This is a genomic window from Actinomyces vulturis (genome assembly GCF_001687305.1).
Lineage (GTDB): Bacteria > Actinomycetota > Actinomycetes > Actinomycetales > Actinomycetaceae > Actinomyces > Actinomyces vulturis.
The window spans coordinates 594,574-610,418 of the sequence record NZ_KV700385.1; the positions used below are offsets into that span (position 1 = coordinate 594,574).

Consider the following 15,845-nt stretch of genomic DNA (forward strand, 5'->3'; position numbering starts at 1 on the left):
ACGTTCTAATGTACTAAGTCAATAATTCAGCAGTACACGATGTGGTCACTGCCACTCTTGTTGTGGAAAGGGGAGAAAAAGTCTTAACTGTCCACACGGCGTCGACCCTCAAAAGCGCGGCCGAGGGTCACTTCATCGGCATACTCAAGGTCACTCCCCACAGGCAGGCCGGATGCGAGGCGAGAGACGGGCACTTCCATGGTGCGCAGCATGCGCGTGAGGTAGGTGGCGGTTGCTTCACCTTCAATGTCTGGATCGGTGGCAAGGATGACTTCTTCCACACGCGCATCACTGCACCGAGTAAGCAATTGGCGGATACGCAGGTCATCGGGGCCCACCCCGTTCATGGGGTTAATGGCACCGCCAAGCACATGGTAGAGACCTCGGTATTCGCGGGTACGCTCAATGGCCACCACGTCCTTGGGTTCTTCCACCACACACAGGACACTGGGGTCGCGGCGCGGATCGCGGCATACAGCACACTGCGGTCCCTCCGAGACGTTGCCGCAGATTTCACAAAATTGCACCTTGGCTTTCACGACACTGAGAGCAGCACAAAGACGCTCTACGTCGGCTTTATCTGCGGCGAGGATATGGAAGGCGATGCGTTGAGCACTTTTCGGACCCACACCAGGCAACTGGCCCAGTTCGTCAATGAGGTCCTGAACGGCACCTTCATATACGGCTGCCATATCAGCGTCCTTCCACGGTGACTGTTTCAAGAATCGTGGCACCCAAAATACGGGTGACCACATCGACTCCTACCACGCCAGCTTCTTCAGCGTCCGGATCGTCGTCACTAATAACGTCGTCTTCCGGAGCCACCCGAGGCGCTCCATTCCATTCGTATCCCGACGCCGTGTCGCCACTTCCAGCAACTGCGGCCGCTGCGCGGGCTGCTGCGACGGCCTGAGCCATGCGCGAACCGGGCGGCGGAGTCCATTCATCACTATCGGAGGCGAAAGGTGCTGCAGGCGTAGCTTGTGGTGTTTGCTGTTCGGGTACGGCAGGGCTTTCCCACGAAGTAGTGGTGTTGCTGTCCCAGGTCGTAGCAGTGGGGGTCTCCCAGGTGGTTGCCGTGGACGTATCCCACGTGTTGGCGGTGGGGTTGTCCCGCGTAATGTCCGTGGGCGGCGTGAGCGATTCTGGGGCCTTATATTTGGCTTCAGGTGTGGGCTGAGCACGCAAGGAATCAGCGGAGGCAAAGGTATTACTGGGGGTAACGAATGTCGCGTCGTCAGACCACTGCGTGTCTGAAGCGGTGGAAGGTGTATCCCATCCCTGCAGTTCATCGTCATCCGGGTTATCACCTAAGGCGCTGACGCCCGAGACAAATTCAGCAGTCGGAAAGTCCTTGGGGGAATCGTCGCCGGTGTAGTCAGAGGCAGGGGAATCATCACCGGTGCGCTCAGGTGCGGAGGAACTCTGGCTGAAGGAGCCTGCGGAGGACACAGAGGCTTGAGTTTCTGCCTGGCGAGCCTCAGCCACGAAAGAGGGTTCCCAGTCAGTAGCACTTGCTCCCCACTCATCTGATTCAGAAGCGGCAGGTGTAGAGGGGGAGGCTGGTTGCGCAGGACCAGGTGCCGAGGGGACACTACCTGGCGCAGATGCACCACGATCAGGCTGACCAGAGCGACCTTGAACAGTAGCAGCGTGTTCGGGGCTTGATGCTGATGCCGGACGTGTCTGTTGGGGAAGCGTAGGCAAGGGATGAAGGCGATGAACGGTTGCTAGAGCAGGATCATCAAAGGTCTCGTTGGAGCCCTGTGCACTGGGCACATCCGGTTCAGACGAACCGAGAGGAGCCACGGGGCCCAAGCCATCGTTACCAACCTGACTGCTCTGCACTTCCTGGGCCCGCATTACAGGTGCAGGTGGCTGAGAAGGTGTAGGCCGGGAGACTTGAGCGGGCACAGAGTGATACGCCTGATCGAGCTCAGTGTGAGCAGAGTCGGTGCGTGGCGGTACGGCAGAAGCGCCCCATCCTGAGTGCTCCTCAGGCTCGCCTGGATTCTCATCGAAGGGCTCAGGGCCGTCGGGGATCCCGGAGGTGTCTACGGCCTGGTGGCCGGGTCGATCAAAAGGGGATCCATCACTGGTAGCGCTTGCGCCTCCACCATTTCCTACGATGGGCTGAACATCAGCCTGGATACCGAGTGCATCGTGGAGAGCACGGATCATCACGTCATGGTGACCTCCACGCTCGAATGCGTTGAGGAGTCCTTGCGAGGGGAAGATGAGCGTGAGGGTGGTGCCGTCGAAGGAGCCGGGCTGAACGTGCGGTCCCACCAAAGCCCAGGTAGCACGACGCGAACGCTTCACAGATTCAAGAACTTCTTCCCATCGTCCACGTATCATCTCTGAGTCACCACCGCCCTTAGTAGGACGATGAGCCACGCTTGCTGCAGAATCCTCAGACAGTTCGGGAGAAGCAGTGGCGTGATCACCGGTCTGCTGAGCAGCAGGGACCTGAGGCTGTTCCGCATGCGCGCCGGTAGAAGCACTGTCGCTCTGAGAAGAAGGTTTGTTCTCTCTTTCTGACGGAGCAGCACTCTCGCCGGCGTTGGGTGCCGATGCATTGACCTGTGCTACGTGATCCACGGATATGGCAGATACGTCAGAAGATTCTGTGGCATTCTGCGCGATGCGCTGAGGCGAAGAAACCTGCGGAGGTTCAGAAGCGGGTGCGTCACCAGATGATGCGAAGCCTTGAGCCGGTTCGTTATCCCAGCTTGTAGCCACAGGTGCGGCAGGATGCTGCTGGGTGCTGCCATTAGCCGGCGCATCCCAGCCTCCATCACTTGCGGCGGGAGGTATGGCTGCGGCAACGGGGTGTACGGTTCCCTGAGCAAGCGCAGGGCCTTGGGCAGTAGCACCTTGCACCGAGGATGAATGAGGCGTGCGGGAGAGGCCTTCCTTGTGGTCGCGCTCCGCGCGACTCTTTGCACTGGCTGCCGCGGCGGCAGCCGCGGCAGCTTCACGGGCATTTCCAGCCGATGGGGCGGCGGCCCCACTTGCCGCTTGAGCCATTGAACTCTGAGTAGCCATTGAGCCCTGATGGGCGGAGGGGGCTGTCTGCGCTGGTGTGGATGAGGATGCTGGTACTACACCCGCAGCGTCGACAGGAACGAGCAGGCGAGCCATGAGAAGTTCGAGTTGGAGGCGCGGTGAGGTCGCGCCAACCATCTGTCCCAGGGCCTGAGCGGTCATGTCTGCACTGTGGGACAAGGCGCGCGGCCCCATGGACTGTGCCTGGACCTGCATACGGGAGAGTTGATCATCAGGTAGGGATCCCAAGGCGGCAGCGGCGCGGTCACCAGCCAGGGCGATGACCAGCAGATCGCGTAAACGCTGGAGAACGTCTTCAACGAATCGGCGGGGATCATGACCGGAGGAGATGACGCGCTCGATCACAGCAAATGCGGCGGCTCCGTCACGGGCAGCGATGGCATCCACGCAAGAGTCAAGAAGGGCAGTATCGGTGTACCCCAAAAGGGCAACGGCACTGTGATAATCAACGCGAGCATCAGCGGCACCACCGATGAGTTGATCCATCACGCTGAGGGTGTCGCGCACGGATCCGCCACCGGCGCGCACCACCATAGGAAAGACTCCTGGCCCTACCTCCACGTTCTCTTGAGCACACAGATGCTCAAGGTATCCCTCGAGAACATCGGGAGGAACGAGACGGAAAGGATAGTGGTGAGTACGGGAACGGATGGTACCGATCACCTTTTCAGGCTCGGTAGTGGCGAAGACGAACTTCACATGCGCTGGGGGTTCCTCAACGAGTTTAAGCAGGGCATTAAAGCCTTGCGGGGTGACCATGTGAGCTTCATCGAGAATAAAAATTTTGTAGCGGTCACGGACCGGAGCGAATGCTGCGCGCTCACGCAGATCGCGGGCATCGTCAACGCCGTTGTGACTGGCGGCGTCAATTTCAACCACATCGAGACTACCGGGGCCGCCGGTAGCAAGGTCCACGCAAGAGGGGCAGGTTCCGCAGGGAGTATCCGTTGGGCCCTGTTCACAGTTGAGGCAACGAGCCAAGATACGCGCTGAGGTGGTTTTACCGCAGCCACGAGGCCCAGAAAAAAGGTAGGCGTGCGTGACTCGGTCACCACGCAGTGCTGCCATGAGCGGCGTGATGACGTGGTCTTGTCCGATCACGTCCTGGAAGGTGTCTGGGCGGTAGCGGCGGTACAGGGCAGTAGTCACGGTTCACACTGTACCGGGGCCTACCGACTTGGGGAGGGCGGGTCGGGGCAACTTCATTGATGACTCAATGGGAAAGTCGACAATCACACGCTAGGCAAAGTAAGACCCCCCGTGTACCCGACAGAGCCTTCTTACCCTTGCTACCTTCCGGTCCTGGGGGATTCGCAGGATGCCGCCACACGGGGGGCTGGGTTCAGCATACCGAAAAGGTGGCGAAAGCAAAAAGGCGCTGTTTTCATTTCTCCCCTCGCGAGCAGATTTTCTCCTGATATTTCGACGCCGCACCGTCAGTTACTCACTCTTCATCCCTACCGTCTTGCTTGCCTCCATGGCTTCCTTATGAGGCCTTAGCATCCAGGTTGACAGGTGACTTGTCGTGTTAAGTTGGCCGACCGAAGGTTGTGAGTGACACATTGCATTAAGGCAAAGAGGGATTCAAAGTAGCGCTTTACCCATATTTTCCTATATCGTTCTATTTCGTTGCGCATATGATGCTGCAATCCCAGGAGGATTCGCCTAGTGGCCTATGGCGCACGCTTGGAAAGCGTGTTGGGTGCAAGCCCTCGGGGGTTCGAATCCCCCATCCTCCGCCATCAAAGATTCCCGTAATCACTTTCCCTAGTGATTGCGGGATTTTTCTATAAGTTTGTAACCGCTGACTTACTCAACGCACATCCTTTCTCAAGCAGCAAGCACTAATCTGTTACGTATGAAGCCACTTATCACTGCCACAAAAATCATCGACATTGCACAAGGAAGCGGCTTATCACTACAACGTTGCGACAAAGACAATGCAAACCTATACATTTGGGCATCTCAAGATGACACCGCTCTCTACATCGGCAAAGCAAACTCACCCAAACGAATTGAAGATGAAGAAAGGTGGTCAAAAGAGGACTACGATAACAACGTTTACAGCACCATCGTCACCCTTCTTGGAGTAAATAAAGCAAAAATTATTCCACTTCGATACGATCCCTCAACATCAGACTTCTCACCAATTTTTGATTGCATAAAGAGGGAAGGCTGGCACGGAAGTTACTTCGAAAGACTCACCGAGTTTCTCGAAACTAGTATTCCCACCGTGGAAGAAGTGGAAAAAATTCTCATTCGAATTGTTCTGCGCTGTGGCTGCCTCATCGGTAATTCCCAGTTCGCCTCACAATGGGAGGGACCGCTCGGAAGATTTTCTGACACATTCGCTATTTTGGCAGTTGATCAAGCAGGAATCCTCCAATCAACTGATGAGATTACAGAAGATCTTCCCAACGAAATTCCACCAAAATTAGTTAAGTGAATAAAATTCACACAAAACATTAACAACAAACATAAATTCCAATATATAAGAGCATGCTAATAGTAGTAATATTTAATAATTTCGGTAAACTTCCTGAAAACTGTTCATTTATCGATTTTTAACACGGAGACACAACACCCAAATTCTTAGAATGCTCTTTTTCATCACAAATAACACTGCCCGCCTCATTCATCACAAGGGATACTTCACCGATACAGGGAAGTAACGGCGAAGTTTTGATCTCCTTGCGCAAGGACCAATAGGAAGTCCGATGCAAATTAGTTCATCTATGACGTGTAGGTAAATCGCAACATCGCAATACACCTTTGCGCCCCAGGGTGAGACAAACTAATTCTATGATGAAATTTTTATACTTTCTTCTCGAAAATAGTCTGAACTCAGAAAATTTTTATATCAAACGCACAGCAATTGTCACTGATGAAATCTAATCGCCCACGAATGCTTTTTCTTCTCATTATTATGCGCGCACTGCACTCATACTCATGACGATTTCAGCAAAGGATTCAAACAAGTAATCAATCACAGATAGTGCAGTGATCGGCACGAAAAGTGCCGATCACGCTAGGCTTGCACCGTGAGTACTCCAGTGGATCCGCGTACCGAGTATCGGTTGCGCCTTCAGCGTCGCCAGACCACCATCATCAGTTCCATCCTGGCTGCCATGGTGGTCCTTACGGTGATCGGTTTAGCAGTATGGACCACCATGCTTCCGCTGCCAGATCCTGGATTCTCACGTAATGAACCAGAATCGCTTCTAGCCCCTCAACCATGCGTGGCTGAAGACGCCAAGACCGTTCAACTCTCAACAGTCCCCATCAATGTCTATAACGGCACTGATATCTCTGGTCTGGCAGGAACAGTTAAGGCAAGTTTGGAAACGGCTGGCTTGACGGTCAATGACACAGCTAACTGGCCTGGCGGCCACTTCGATGGCTCAGCCATCATCACCGCTGGTTTAGCTGGCATCAATTCTGCTTACACCCTAGCTCAGGCATTTACGACTCCTGCGATCGTTCAATATGATCCGAACCTTGCTCCTGATGACGGAACAGTCTCGGTGGTGCTCGGCTACGAATATGACCAAACTATTAAGCCTCCCGCACAAATCGCTGAGATCAAGGCGGATCAACCTTTGGCCTCACCTCAAAACTGTGTAGCAGCCACTGCACCCGTTGAATCATCTACCGATGGTGCTACTCCAGCCCCAGAAGGCTGATTCTCCAGATTGTCCGTGGGGGCCGCTCGCTAAGGCGAGCGGCCCCCACGGTTTTTCCAGGTTCATCGTGAACCCGTCACCTACTAACTCAGCACTCCACCACGTTCACAGCCAAGCCGCCTCGTGAGGTTTCCTTGTATTTGGCGAGCATGTCTTCACCGGTCTGACGCATAGTTTCAATGACCTGATCCAGGCTGACAGCATGACGGCCTTCACCCCACAAAGCCATACGTGCAGCGTTAATGGCCTTAACGGCGGCCACAGCGTTGCGCTCAATACACGGAATCTGCACAAGACCACCCACAGGATCGCAAGTCAGGCCAAGGTTGTGCTCCATAGCAATTTCGGCAGCATTCTCCACCTGAGCGGGACTACCACCAAGCGCTTCAGCAAGGCCTGCTGCAGCCATAGAAGAAGCGCTACCCACTTCGCCCTGGCACCCTACTTCAGCACCAGCAATGGAGGCATTGGTCTTGATGAGTGAACCCACAGCGGTCGCCGCCAAAAGGAAACGGTGTGCTCCTTCTTCGTTGGCACCAGGAATAAAGCGCTCATAATAGGCCAGTACGGCCGGCACGATTCCTGCTGCGCCGTTAGTGGGTGCGGTCACCACACGATGTCCGGCAGCATTTTCTTCATTAACTGCCAGCGCAAAAAGGTCAACCCAGTCCATGCCGCGAAGAGGATCAGCCATAGTAAAGGAAGAAGCGGGGCCGGTTCCCAGTGCGCGCAGGCGGTCATGAAGAGCTTTAGCGCGGCGCTGGACGCCTAAACCTCCAGGAAGAGTACCTTCAGTAGTGCAGCCAGCTTCAATGCACGAACTCATGGTGCCACGAAGCAAGTCGAGGTAATCCACGACTTCCTCTTCAGTACGAGCACTCACTTCGTTGGCCATAACCACGTCACTGATGCGCAGTCCTGTGCGTTCACAGGTTTTGAGAAGTTCTGCACCAGTGGAGAAGGGGAAGGGTGCTTGAGTGGCGTGTGCTGCTGCAGCAGCAGTGGTGGCCAGTGCTCGGATAGATGCGGTGCCATCTTCGCCAACATCTTCCATGACGAATCCCCCACCTACGGAGTAGTAGGAGCGGCGTAGCACGTCATTGCCGCATTCATCGAGTGCTGCCAGGGTCATGCCGTTGACGTGGTAGGGCAGGATTTTTCCGGGCAGGAAGATGATGTCTCGTGAGGGGAGGAAGTTAATGTCCCCTAGGTCGGGAATGGTGAGTTGGGCGTTGGCTTCTACCTCCTCCATGAGGTTCTGACACACCTCGGTAGGCACAGTTTCTGGCTGGTAGCCGGCCAAGCCCATGATGACGGCGCGGTCGGTAGCGTGACCGCGGCCGGTTGCGCCCAGTGAGCCATACAGTTCGATGATGATCCGTGCCACAGTAGGAACATCTTCGCCGCGGGCTTCAATGTTACCCAGGCGGCGCACAATGGCTCCACCAAAGGCCATACCTGCTCGCATGGGGCCCACGGTGTGGGAGGATGAAGGGCCAATGCCGATCCGCATGAGGTCGAAAACACTGAGCGGTCGGGGAGCTTCTTCCGGCGTGATTTCACCGGCCACAAGTGCTGCAGGGCTCGCTCCTTCACGAACCTGAGTCATAGCGATAGTCTCGTCGTTGAGTTCTGCCGGGTCAGTCAAAGGTACGGATGAAGTCATGAATCCATCATGCCTGATTTTGTTTTCTTCTGCCGACGCCGTTCAGTTTCCTTTCAGCCACCAGGCGCCATAGGGACGAATTCGGTAATTTCCGTCCACTCCAGGCTCGTGGGATTCGCCGCTAAGTAGATCGATCACCCAGATGCCTTGATGATCGCTGCTGGCGCACTCGTGATGGACGCCAAGTTCCGCTAGTCGCCATGCAGGAATGGCGGCTTCGCGGTTGGAAACGTTATAGATCTCGATGAGTGATTCTGTGTGGGAAGTACGTACCACGATGAGGATGGCCGGGTCCTCAGTTTCTTCAACGCTGGTGGGCCAACGTCCGTCAAGGATAGGAAGTGATGCGCGGGTGCGAGCTAGTCGAGCTAGGTCCGCGTAAACGCGTCCTGGAACTTGTTCGATATTCCCCAGTTGAGCGATGCGCTCCGCATCAAGGACGGGACGACCAGCCCACCGATTGTCGGCTCGATGCGCTGGATCATCATGCCAGGAAGAATCATTGGCTTGTCCAAGTTCATCTCCGCTCCAAATCACGGGAATCCCTCCCCAGCCGTAGATCATCGCGTTGGCGAGGAACAGTGCACGGAGGCGTTCTTCCATGGTGATGCCTGTGCTCATGGCGGCAAGGCGAACTTCCTCGTTGATACCGGCCATTTCGGGAGGGTTAGTGGCGAGGATGGCGGCGCGCTCGTCGGGATCTTGTCCACATTTCCACCCGGTGAGTTCGCTGTATCGGGAGGCTGCGGCCAGATGGTGTTCCTCGGCGTCGGTTAACCCGATAAGTGCGGCGGCGGTCCCACTAATGCGGGAGTCGTTGGTGACCGGATTATGTTGGAAGATCAGGCCGCGAGCGCGAGAGGTGGGGTAGGCCCCTGAGTAGTAGTCGGAGAGGAATTCGCGATGAGCGGGGCCGGATAAACCCACTGCGGCGGCGTGGGAATCGTCGATAGCCCATCCAATGTCATCGTGGCAGCGGATGTAGGTAATCCACGTGCTTCCTAGTGGGGTTGGCGGGAGGTCACGTAATACATGGGCGGCAAGACGTACGTCAGCACTGGCGAGCATGGACCAGATCTGGACCATGAGGGTGTTGTGGTAGGCGATGTGGGAGAGTTTGCCTTCGTTCGCGCCGGTTCCCAGGTAGTGGACCAGTTCTTTGGGCCCCACGATGGCTTCGGCTTTGAGGGCTAGTGCGGGACAGGCAATAGAGGTTAGTGCTCGCAATACTCGGGTAATCGCATGGACTTCAGGCTGGTTCTGGCAAGTGGTTCCTAGTCGTTTACCCATGAAAGCAATGGCATCGAGGCGCAACACATCCACACCGAGGTTAGCCAAACGGAAAATAATGGCGACGTATTCGCGCATGACGGCGGGATTAGACCAGTTCACATCCCATTGGAAGGAGTTGAAGGTTGTCCAGACCCAACTCTGGCATTCGTCTACCCAGGTGAAGTTGCCAGGAGCAAAATCAGGGAAAACTTCCGGCAAGGTTTCCTCGAAAGCATCAGGCATGGTGCGATCAGGGTAGATATAGAAATAGTTGCGGTAACGCTCGTCGCCTTGGCGTGCTTTTCGGGCCCACTCGTGTTCTTGGGCTACGTGGTTAAGTACCAGGTCCATGACGAGGTTGATGCCATTGTCATGAAGGGCACTAGCAAGTGCCGCCAAGTCCTCTATGGTGCCCAGGTCGGGTCGGACGGTGGTGTAGTCAGCTACGGCATATCCGCCGTCATTGTCACCCTCGCGCGGTTGGAGCAAGGGCATGAGGTGGAGGTAGGTGACTCCTAGTTCTTTGAGGTAGTCGATGCGCGTGGAGACCTCTGGCAAACTGCCGGCGAACCGTTCGGTATAAGCGGCGTATCCCACGTGTTCATTGGAGGTCAGCCATGTGGGGTTGAGTTGGCGGCGAATATCTCGGGCTTGCAGTTCGGGGCTGCGCTCTTGGTAGGCGTTCCATGCCATTTCCAGCAGGGCCTCTTCTTGCTGGTTCGCCTCGGGGCCGTAAAGTTTGACGAGTGCGTCGTGAAGGTCTGGCCCGAAGTGTTCGCAGCGTGCGGTGAACAGTGACAGGGTGGTGCTGTCATAAGAGTCATCGGCAATGGTGACGCGGTCCATGCTTCATTGTCTCAGGCTTTGGAGGTGTTGACGTCCCAAAGCGCCATGAGATCAATGAGCAGGACCGCGTCGGAATGCTGTAAAACCTGAAGGAATCAGACGGTGAAGCCACCCTGGTAGACACAGTCGAAGGGGGCTCCTCCGTGCATACGGCCAATGATGGCGTGACGCACGAGTTCCTTGGCCTGGACGGTGGCGTCCAAGGGCCTCAGGCCCTTGGCCAGGCCAGCGGTGATAGCGGCGGCCAGCGTGCATCCTGCACCGGAAACCCGTTCGGTGCCCACTGCTTCAACTTCAAGCACCTCAAGGGTGGAGCCGTCGTAGTACACGTCAAGCGCAGTGCCGGTGTTGAGCAGGGTGCCTGCTTTGGCAACCACCACGCCCACACCCTGGTCGTGGATCTTCTTGGCGGCATCCTTGAGTTGGTCGACGCTGGTGATTTCATCCACGCCAGCAAGAATTTGGGTTTCGAAGAGATTGGGGGTGGCCACGGTTCCCAGGGGAAGGACCTTTTCACGCAGTGCGTTGTCCACGTCGAGTGCGGCGCCGGGTTCCTGGCCCTTGCAGATGAGGACGGGGTCAACGACCACCTGGGGGAAGTTGTAGCGCTTGAGAGCATCGGCAACCACGTCGATGGTGGTGGGTGTGCCGAGCATGCCGATTTTGACGGCGTCAATCTTGCCGTGAACGGCGACTGCTGCCTCAATCTGGTCGGCAATGACTTGTGGATCCACTGGGACGAAGCGGTGGCCCCAATCATTGTTGGGATCGAATGACACGATGCAGGTGAGCGCCGTGCAGCCGAAAACACCGAGTTCATGGAAGGTTTTAATATCTGTCTGTGCGCCTGCGCCGCCGGATGCTTCAGAACCGGCGATGGCCAATGCGATGTGGGTCATGACACGGAGTATAGACCGACACCACTATCACCCCACACAGCCAAACAGTGTGCTATTACACTCTAATTCTCGATCGTCTCATTCCACTCAAAACGCCTTGGTTTCGCCAGATAAAACACACCTCACCGCTTTCCGCATCCACCACCCCCAAGACCGCATTCACACCCCCAGAATCACCTCACCTGCCGTTAGGCAATACCTACTTCCAAGGTAAAGCGGCCAACCAGGCGGCATAGTGACATGCATACAGATGCTACTCAGTGCCTTGTGCCGTATAGCAGGGTCATCAAATAGGGACAATGAGTACGACAGTGACAAGACGGCGTCATCCTGAGAAAAATCGACATACGCAGGACAGTAGGCAAACTTTTTAGCAAGGGAGAACCTGCGCCGCGAAACAGGAGGAGTGTCACACAACCCCTACACAGAGCCACGCCTACGCCATTACTGCAACCTTAGACGTAACTCTCCACTTGAGATCCATCCAGAGGTCCCCGCGTCAGTAAGGGGCACGTATGGCACCATATGGGGGTGCTTACCTTAACTGAAAACCTTGCCGCCCAAGACGCCGCTGCCGAGCATAAAGTTCATGGCGCCTCAAGGCCCTTCAATTATTTCATTGCCGCCATGCTAGCTGGCGCATTCATCGGCCTGGCCGATATTTTCATGATGACTGGTGGTGGCCCACTCAAGGTGGCTGGCAGCCCCTGGTACAACCTCATCGGTGGCGGAGTATTCGGTATTGGCCTCATTCTCGTCGTCTTTGCAGGTGGCGAGTTGGCGACCAGCGCAATGATGATTTTGCCTATCGGCGTACGCCGACACCGCATTTCACCCTCACGCGCATTGGTAACTTTTGGTTACATGCTGGCAGGCAACCTAGCCGGATCTATTGTGATTGCCGGTTTGGTTCGCGGAAGTGGAATTATGCATGGCGACGGCCCCGTTGCTCAGGCACTGGCAATGACTGTAGCCGGAAAAGTTCATCACACAACCACTGAACTTTTTTTCCGCGGTATTTTGTGCAATATCTTGGTTTGCTTAGCTATGTGGTGTGTGACTCGATGCAGCAATGAAGTTGCCAAAATCATTCTTATGGCTTGGTGCATGTCTGCATTTGTTGGCAGCGGTTTCGAACACGTAGTTGCCAATATGACGACGTTCTCTTTAGGGATTATGCACGGAGTCGATGGCGGGACTTTTGCTGAAGCTGGCAGGAATTTGCTTACTGTGCTATGTGGCAACATTGTTGGCGGTGCGATCTTTGTGGGTGGGGCATACATGCTCGCTGCACGAACTGAAGAACACACCAAGCCATAAAGCCCTACGCACCAGCACGTGATTCCTTGAGAATAAACAAAGGTCACTTGCTCGAACATGAGCGATTAGTTAAGTAACCTCTCATTTTTATCACCAACGATTCGAAAGCGGTGAGCAACCACCGCTAGACATCAGGACCAAAGTCCTCCTTCGCTCAAATAGTTGAGCGAAGGAGGACTTTTTTGATCACTTCTTTTAAGATTGCGTGAATTTGATTGATTTCGAGCGGAAACGACGTTGATCGAGCACTACTTGCATGAAAAACTCACACTATGGCGTCACCGACGACGCCTTCCGACACTCTTGTCAGGACGCCCCCCTCATTCCTGACTAGACAGCTCAGAGGAGACCACACGTGAACCTGTCTCGACGCACATTCTTAGCTGCCTCATCTACCGCCGCTCTTGCCGCTGCATTCGCATCAGCTTTCGGCAGTGTTGCAGTAGCCGATGAAGGCGCAGCCAACGATTTTGCCACTCTGCGAAACAAGTGGGTTGACATTATTTCTGGCCGTAACTTCGTCAAGGACAATCCAGGTGCCTACGCAGATTCAATTCAATCTCTGGACAATGCTGCCCAGAAGATCCTGGCTGATATTGTCCGTGACGATAACCGCACCACTGTCCTAGCCAGTTCTAACTTGAGCGAAGAGAAGTCCCCTGCCCTAACAAAGACCTCCCGTGCCGCACTTTCTCTGGCCGTATGCTGGGCTATGCCAGGCTCTCGCTACTACCAGAACAAGGACGTTCTCACCGATTCTATCAATGCGTTAGCTGACTTGCTTCGTCTACGCTACAACCCCAATCAGCCCGAATATGGCAACTGGTGGGATTGGGAAAGCGGCGCTTCCCGCGCTGTAGGTGACCTCATGTGTGTCCTGCATGACGAACTTCCTGAAGAGGTTCTCACTGCAGCCAAGGCTGCTATCGATCACTTTGTCTCTGACCCAACCCAACAGGGACGTAAACCTGGCGCAGAAACTATTCCCTCTACCGGCGCTAACCGCCTGGATCTGTGCCGTGCCGTGATCTGCTCCGCCATTGCCACCGACGATGCCCCTCGCCTTGCTCAAGCCCTTGCTGGTCTTGATGACACCTGGGCATTTGTGGAGACCTCCGACGGTTTTTACCGTGATGGCTCTTACATCCAGCATCACCATGTGCCTTACACCGGCGCCTACGGCGATGTACTCCTCAACGGATGGTCACTATTGTTCGAACTCGTCGCAGGCTCTCCCTATGACATTGCCGAAGACAAGAAACAGAAGGTCTTCGATGCTGTTGATAACTCTTTCGTCCCCGTCATGGTCGATGGCCAGGTTCTCGACGCCGTCCGTGGACGTTCCGTTTCTCGCCTCACCGAATCCGGTTCTTTCCACGGCACCTCCATCATGTTGGCCATGCTCCGTCTGGCCAACGCCGCTTCTGAGGAAACCGCTCAGCGTTGGCGCTCACTGATTTCCGGCTGGATTTCACGTAATACCTACAACGATTTCACTAACACCAAGAACATCGTTCAACGCGCCCTTATCACAACTGTCGCCAACGAAACACCATCAGAAGGCATTCACGAGCCACGGATGTTCGCATCCATGGACCGCCTTGTTCACCGTGGCAATGGGTGGACCGCTGCAATCTCTATGTGTTCTAACCGCATCAGTTGGTACGAGTACGGCAACGGTGAGAACGAATGGGGGTCACGTACTGGTTCGGGTATGCGCTACCTCTACCTTCCTGAAAACATGGGGCAGTTCGAGGATGCTTTCTGGCCTACCCTCAATTACAGCGCCCCCGTGGGTACCACCGTTGACACCAACGAGCTCCAGCCTAAGGTGGGCGTGGCTTGGGGTGAAGACACTCCCAACAACGAGTGGACCGGTGGCGTGACTTCCGATGTCACTTCCACCGCAGGCATGCACCTTGTTGGCCCTGACAGTAATGGTCTGAGCGCACGGCGTGCCTGGATGGCCAGCCCTAGTGTTCTCGTTGAGGCAGTTACTGACGTTCGCACCACTGCTGACCACGCCTACACCGTGGTTGAGGCTCGTAACCTCGGTGAAAACTCCAGCGCTTCTTTACTTGTTGATGGTAATGCAATCACCGATCTACAGACTCTGACCAACCCCTCCTGGGCACACCTTGAGGGTGTGGGCGGCTACGTCTTCCTCACGGATGTCATCTTGGAGGCTTCCGTTGCTCCCCGCACCGGTAAGTGGGCCGATCTCAATACCCGTTCCTTCCCTGGCAACGATGTGGAACTGACCCGCACCTGGGCCACCATGCATGCCCTGCACAGCGCAGAGTCCACCCGAGCCGCTTGGGTTCTCCTTCCTGGTGCTGACCTAGAGGCCACCAAGGCTTATGCCGATTCCCTCAAGGGTGACGCTCCTGAAGCAGTTGTTCGTGAAAACTCTGCCGATGCTCAAGTCATTTCCTTGCGTCAGGGCGGAACTTCTTGGAATGTATGGAAGCCAGGCACCTACGCCGATTTGCGCTTCAATCAGCCCACGGTTCTTCTCGCTGAGGCACTTGTGGACGAAGGCACCATCGACCTCACTGTTGCTGATCCTACTCAGGGCGCTGACAGTGTCACCGTCACCATGCCTGGTATGTGGGAGATTGTGCGTGGAGCCGAAAATGTCTTGGCATCCACCACCGATAATGAGACTTCCTTCCAAGTCAGCACCTCAGGTCTGCTGGGCAGTTCCGTCCTGTTCACCGTCAAGCCCGTTGGCCAGACCCCCGTGGATCCTGCTGACCCCACCCCAGCCCCCAGTGAAAGCGCGGCCCCTGCCCCTGTAGCACCGTCTGCCACTCCTTCAGCAGCTCCCAGCGCACACCCCACCGCTGAAGCTACAGTTGCAGCCACTGTTGCACCCAAGGCAAATAAGGATCTAGCTTCCACTGGCGCCAACGGTCTTCTTGCTGTTGCCGCTGTTGCTGCCGTGGCCGGTGGCGTGGCACTGACCGCTTCACGCAAGCTCAACTGATCCCAATTCTCAAACTACTGCCTACACAGACGTGCTGTTCGTTGTGCCCCATATATCGGAGGTACAGCGAACAGCACGTCTACATATATCAGCGTGACCAT

At 55.6% G+C, this 15,845-nt stretch carries 9 protein-coding genes, 1 tRNA gene and 1 other RNA gene; 5 read left to right on the plus strand and 6 right to left on the minus strand.

Features of this window, described 5'->3' with window-relative positions; genetic code table 11:
• Positions 1-83 precede the first annotated feature (83 nt).
• From recR to ffs, 3 genes are all read right to left on the minus strand, one after another.
• Positions 84-692 (minus strand): recombination mediator RecR, encoded by a 609-nt coding sequence (recR, locus tag A9753_RS02460; RefSeq protein WP_067779653.1) that lies wholly within the window; start codon positions 690-692, stop codon positions 84-86.
• Between the two features lies 1 nt (position 693).
• Entirely contained in the window at positions 694-4,218 is a 3,525-nt protein-coding gene (locus A9753_RS10165; protein ID WP_067779656.1) for a DNA polymerase III subunit gamma and tau, read from the minus strand.
• Positions 4,219-4,315: 97 nt separating this feature from the next.
• Positions 4,316-4,410, minus strand: an RNA gene (gene ffs / locus A9753_RS02470) — signal recognition particle sRNA small type.
• A 313-nt stretch (positions 4,411-4,723) separates the two neighbouring features.
• Here ffs and A9753_RS02475 point away from each other — a divergent pair.
• The 3 genes from A9753_RS02475 to A9753_RS02485 all read left to right on the plus strand — a co-directional run bounded on the left by A9753_RS02475 (position 4,724) and on the right by A9753_RS02485 (position 6,752).
• Positions 4,724-4,811 (plus strand) — tRNA-Ser (locus tag A9753_RS02475).
• Between the two features lie 116 nt (positions 4,812-4,927).
• The gene (locus A9753_RS02480) at positions 4,928-5,515 is read left to right on the plus strand and encodes a hypothetical protein (RefSeq protein WP_067779659.1); all 588 of its coding nucleotides are present in this window, start codon (positions 4,928-4,930) and stop codon (positions 5,513-5,515) included.
• Positions 5,516-6,110: 595 nt separating this feature from the next.
• Positions 6,111-6,752: a LytR C-terminal domain-containing protein gene (locus A9753_RS02485; RefSeq protein ID WP_067779662.1), complete on the plus strand. Its 642-nt coding sequence runs from the start codon at positions 6,111-6,113 to the stop codon at positions 6,750-6,752.
• A gap of 88 nt (positions 6,753-6,840) precedes the next feature.
• Here A9753_RS02485 and A9753_RS02490 read toward each other — a convergent pair whose 3' ends face one another.
• The 3 genes from A9753_RS02490 to A9753_RS02500 all read right to left on the minus strand — a co-directional run bounded on the left by A9753_RS02490 (position 6,841) and on the right by A9753_RS02500 (position 11,435).
• Positions 6,841-8,361 carry an L-serine ammonia-lyase gene (locus tag A9753_RS02490; RefSeq protein ID WP_067780334.1) on the minus strand — a complete coding sequence of 507 codons (1,521 nt, stop codon included), beginning with the start codon at positions 8,359-8,361 and terminating at the stop codon, positions 6,841-6,843.
• A 99-nt stretch (positions 8,362-8,460) separates the two neighbouring features.
• A complete protein-coding gene (locus A9753_RS02495) occupies positions 8,461-10,536 on the minus strand; it encodes an alpha-amylase family protein (RefSeq protein WP_067779665.1) in 2,076 nt (691 codons plus the stop codon).
• Between the two features lie 95 nt (positions 10,537-10,631).
• Positions 10,632-11,435 (minus strand): hydroxymethylpyrimidine/phosphomethylpyrimidine kinase, encoded by an 804-nt coding sequence (locus A9753_RS02500; protein ID WP_067779668.1) that lies wholly within the window; start codon positions 11,433-11,435, stop codon positions 10,632-10,634.
• Between the two features lie 531 nt (positions 11,436-11,966).
• On the opposite strand from A9753_RS02500, the gene A9753_RS02505 reads away from it, so the two are divergent.
• Together A9753_RS02505 and A9753_RS02510 are read left to right on the plus strand one after the other, a co-directional pair.
• Positions 11,967-12,755: a formate/nitrite transporter family protein gene (locus A9753_RS02505; protein ID WP_067780337.1), complete on the plus strand. Its 789-nt coding sequence runs from the start codon at positions 11,967-11,969 to the stop codon at positions 12,753-12,755.
• A gap of 355 nt (positions 12,756-13,110) precedes the next feature.
• On the plus strand, positions 13,111-15,744 hold the full coding sequence (locus A9753_RS02510) for a polysaccharide lyase 8 family protein (protein ID WP_067779671.1): 2,634 nt from the start codon (positions 13,111-13,113) through the stop codon (positions 15,742-15,744).
• Positions 15,745-15,845: the final 101 nt, after the last annotated feature.

Excerpts from the sequence above, each read along its gene's own strand:
- A9753_RS02490 (WP_067780334.1), bottom strand. The coding sequence starts at position 8,361 with ATGACTCAGGTTCGTGAAGGAGCGAGCCCTGCAGCACTTGTGGCCGGT.
- A9753_RS02500 (WP_067779668.1), bottom strand. The coding sequence starts at position 11,435 with ATGACCCACATCGCATTGGCCATCGCCGGTTCTGAAGCATCCGGCGGC.
- recR (WP_067779653.1), bottom strand. The coding sequence starts at position 692 with ATGGCAGCCGTATATGAAGGTGCCGTTCAGGACCTCATTGACGAACTG.
- A9753_RS02495 (WP_067779665.1), bottom strand. The coding sequence starts at position 10,536 with ATGGACCGCGTCACCATTGCCGATGACTCTTATGACAGCACCACCCTG.
- A9753_RS02480 (WP_067779659.1), top strand. The coding sequence starts at position 4,928 with ATGAAGCCACTTATCACTGCCACAAAAATCATCGACATTGCACAAGGA.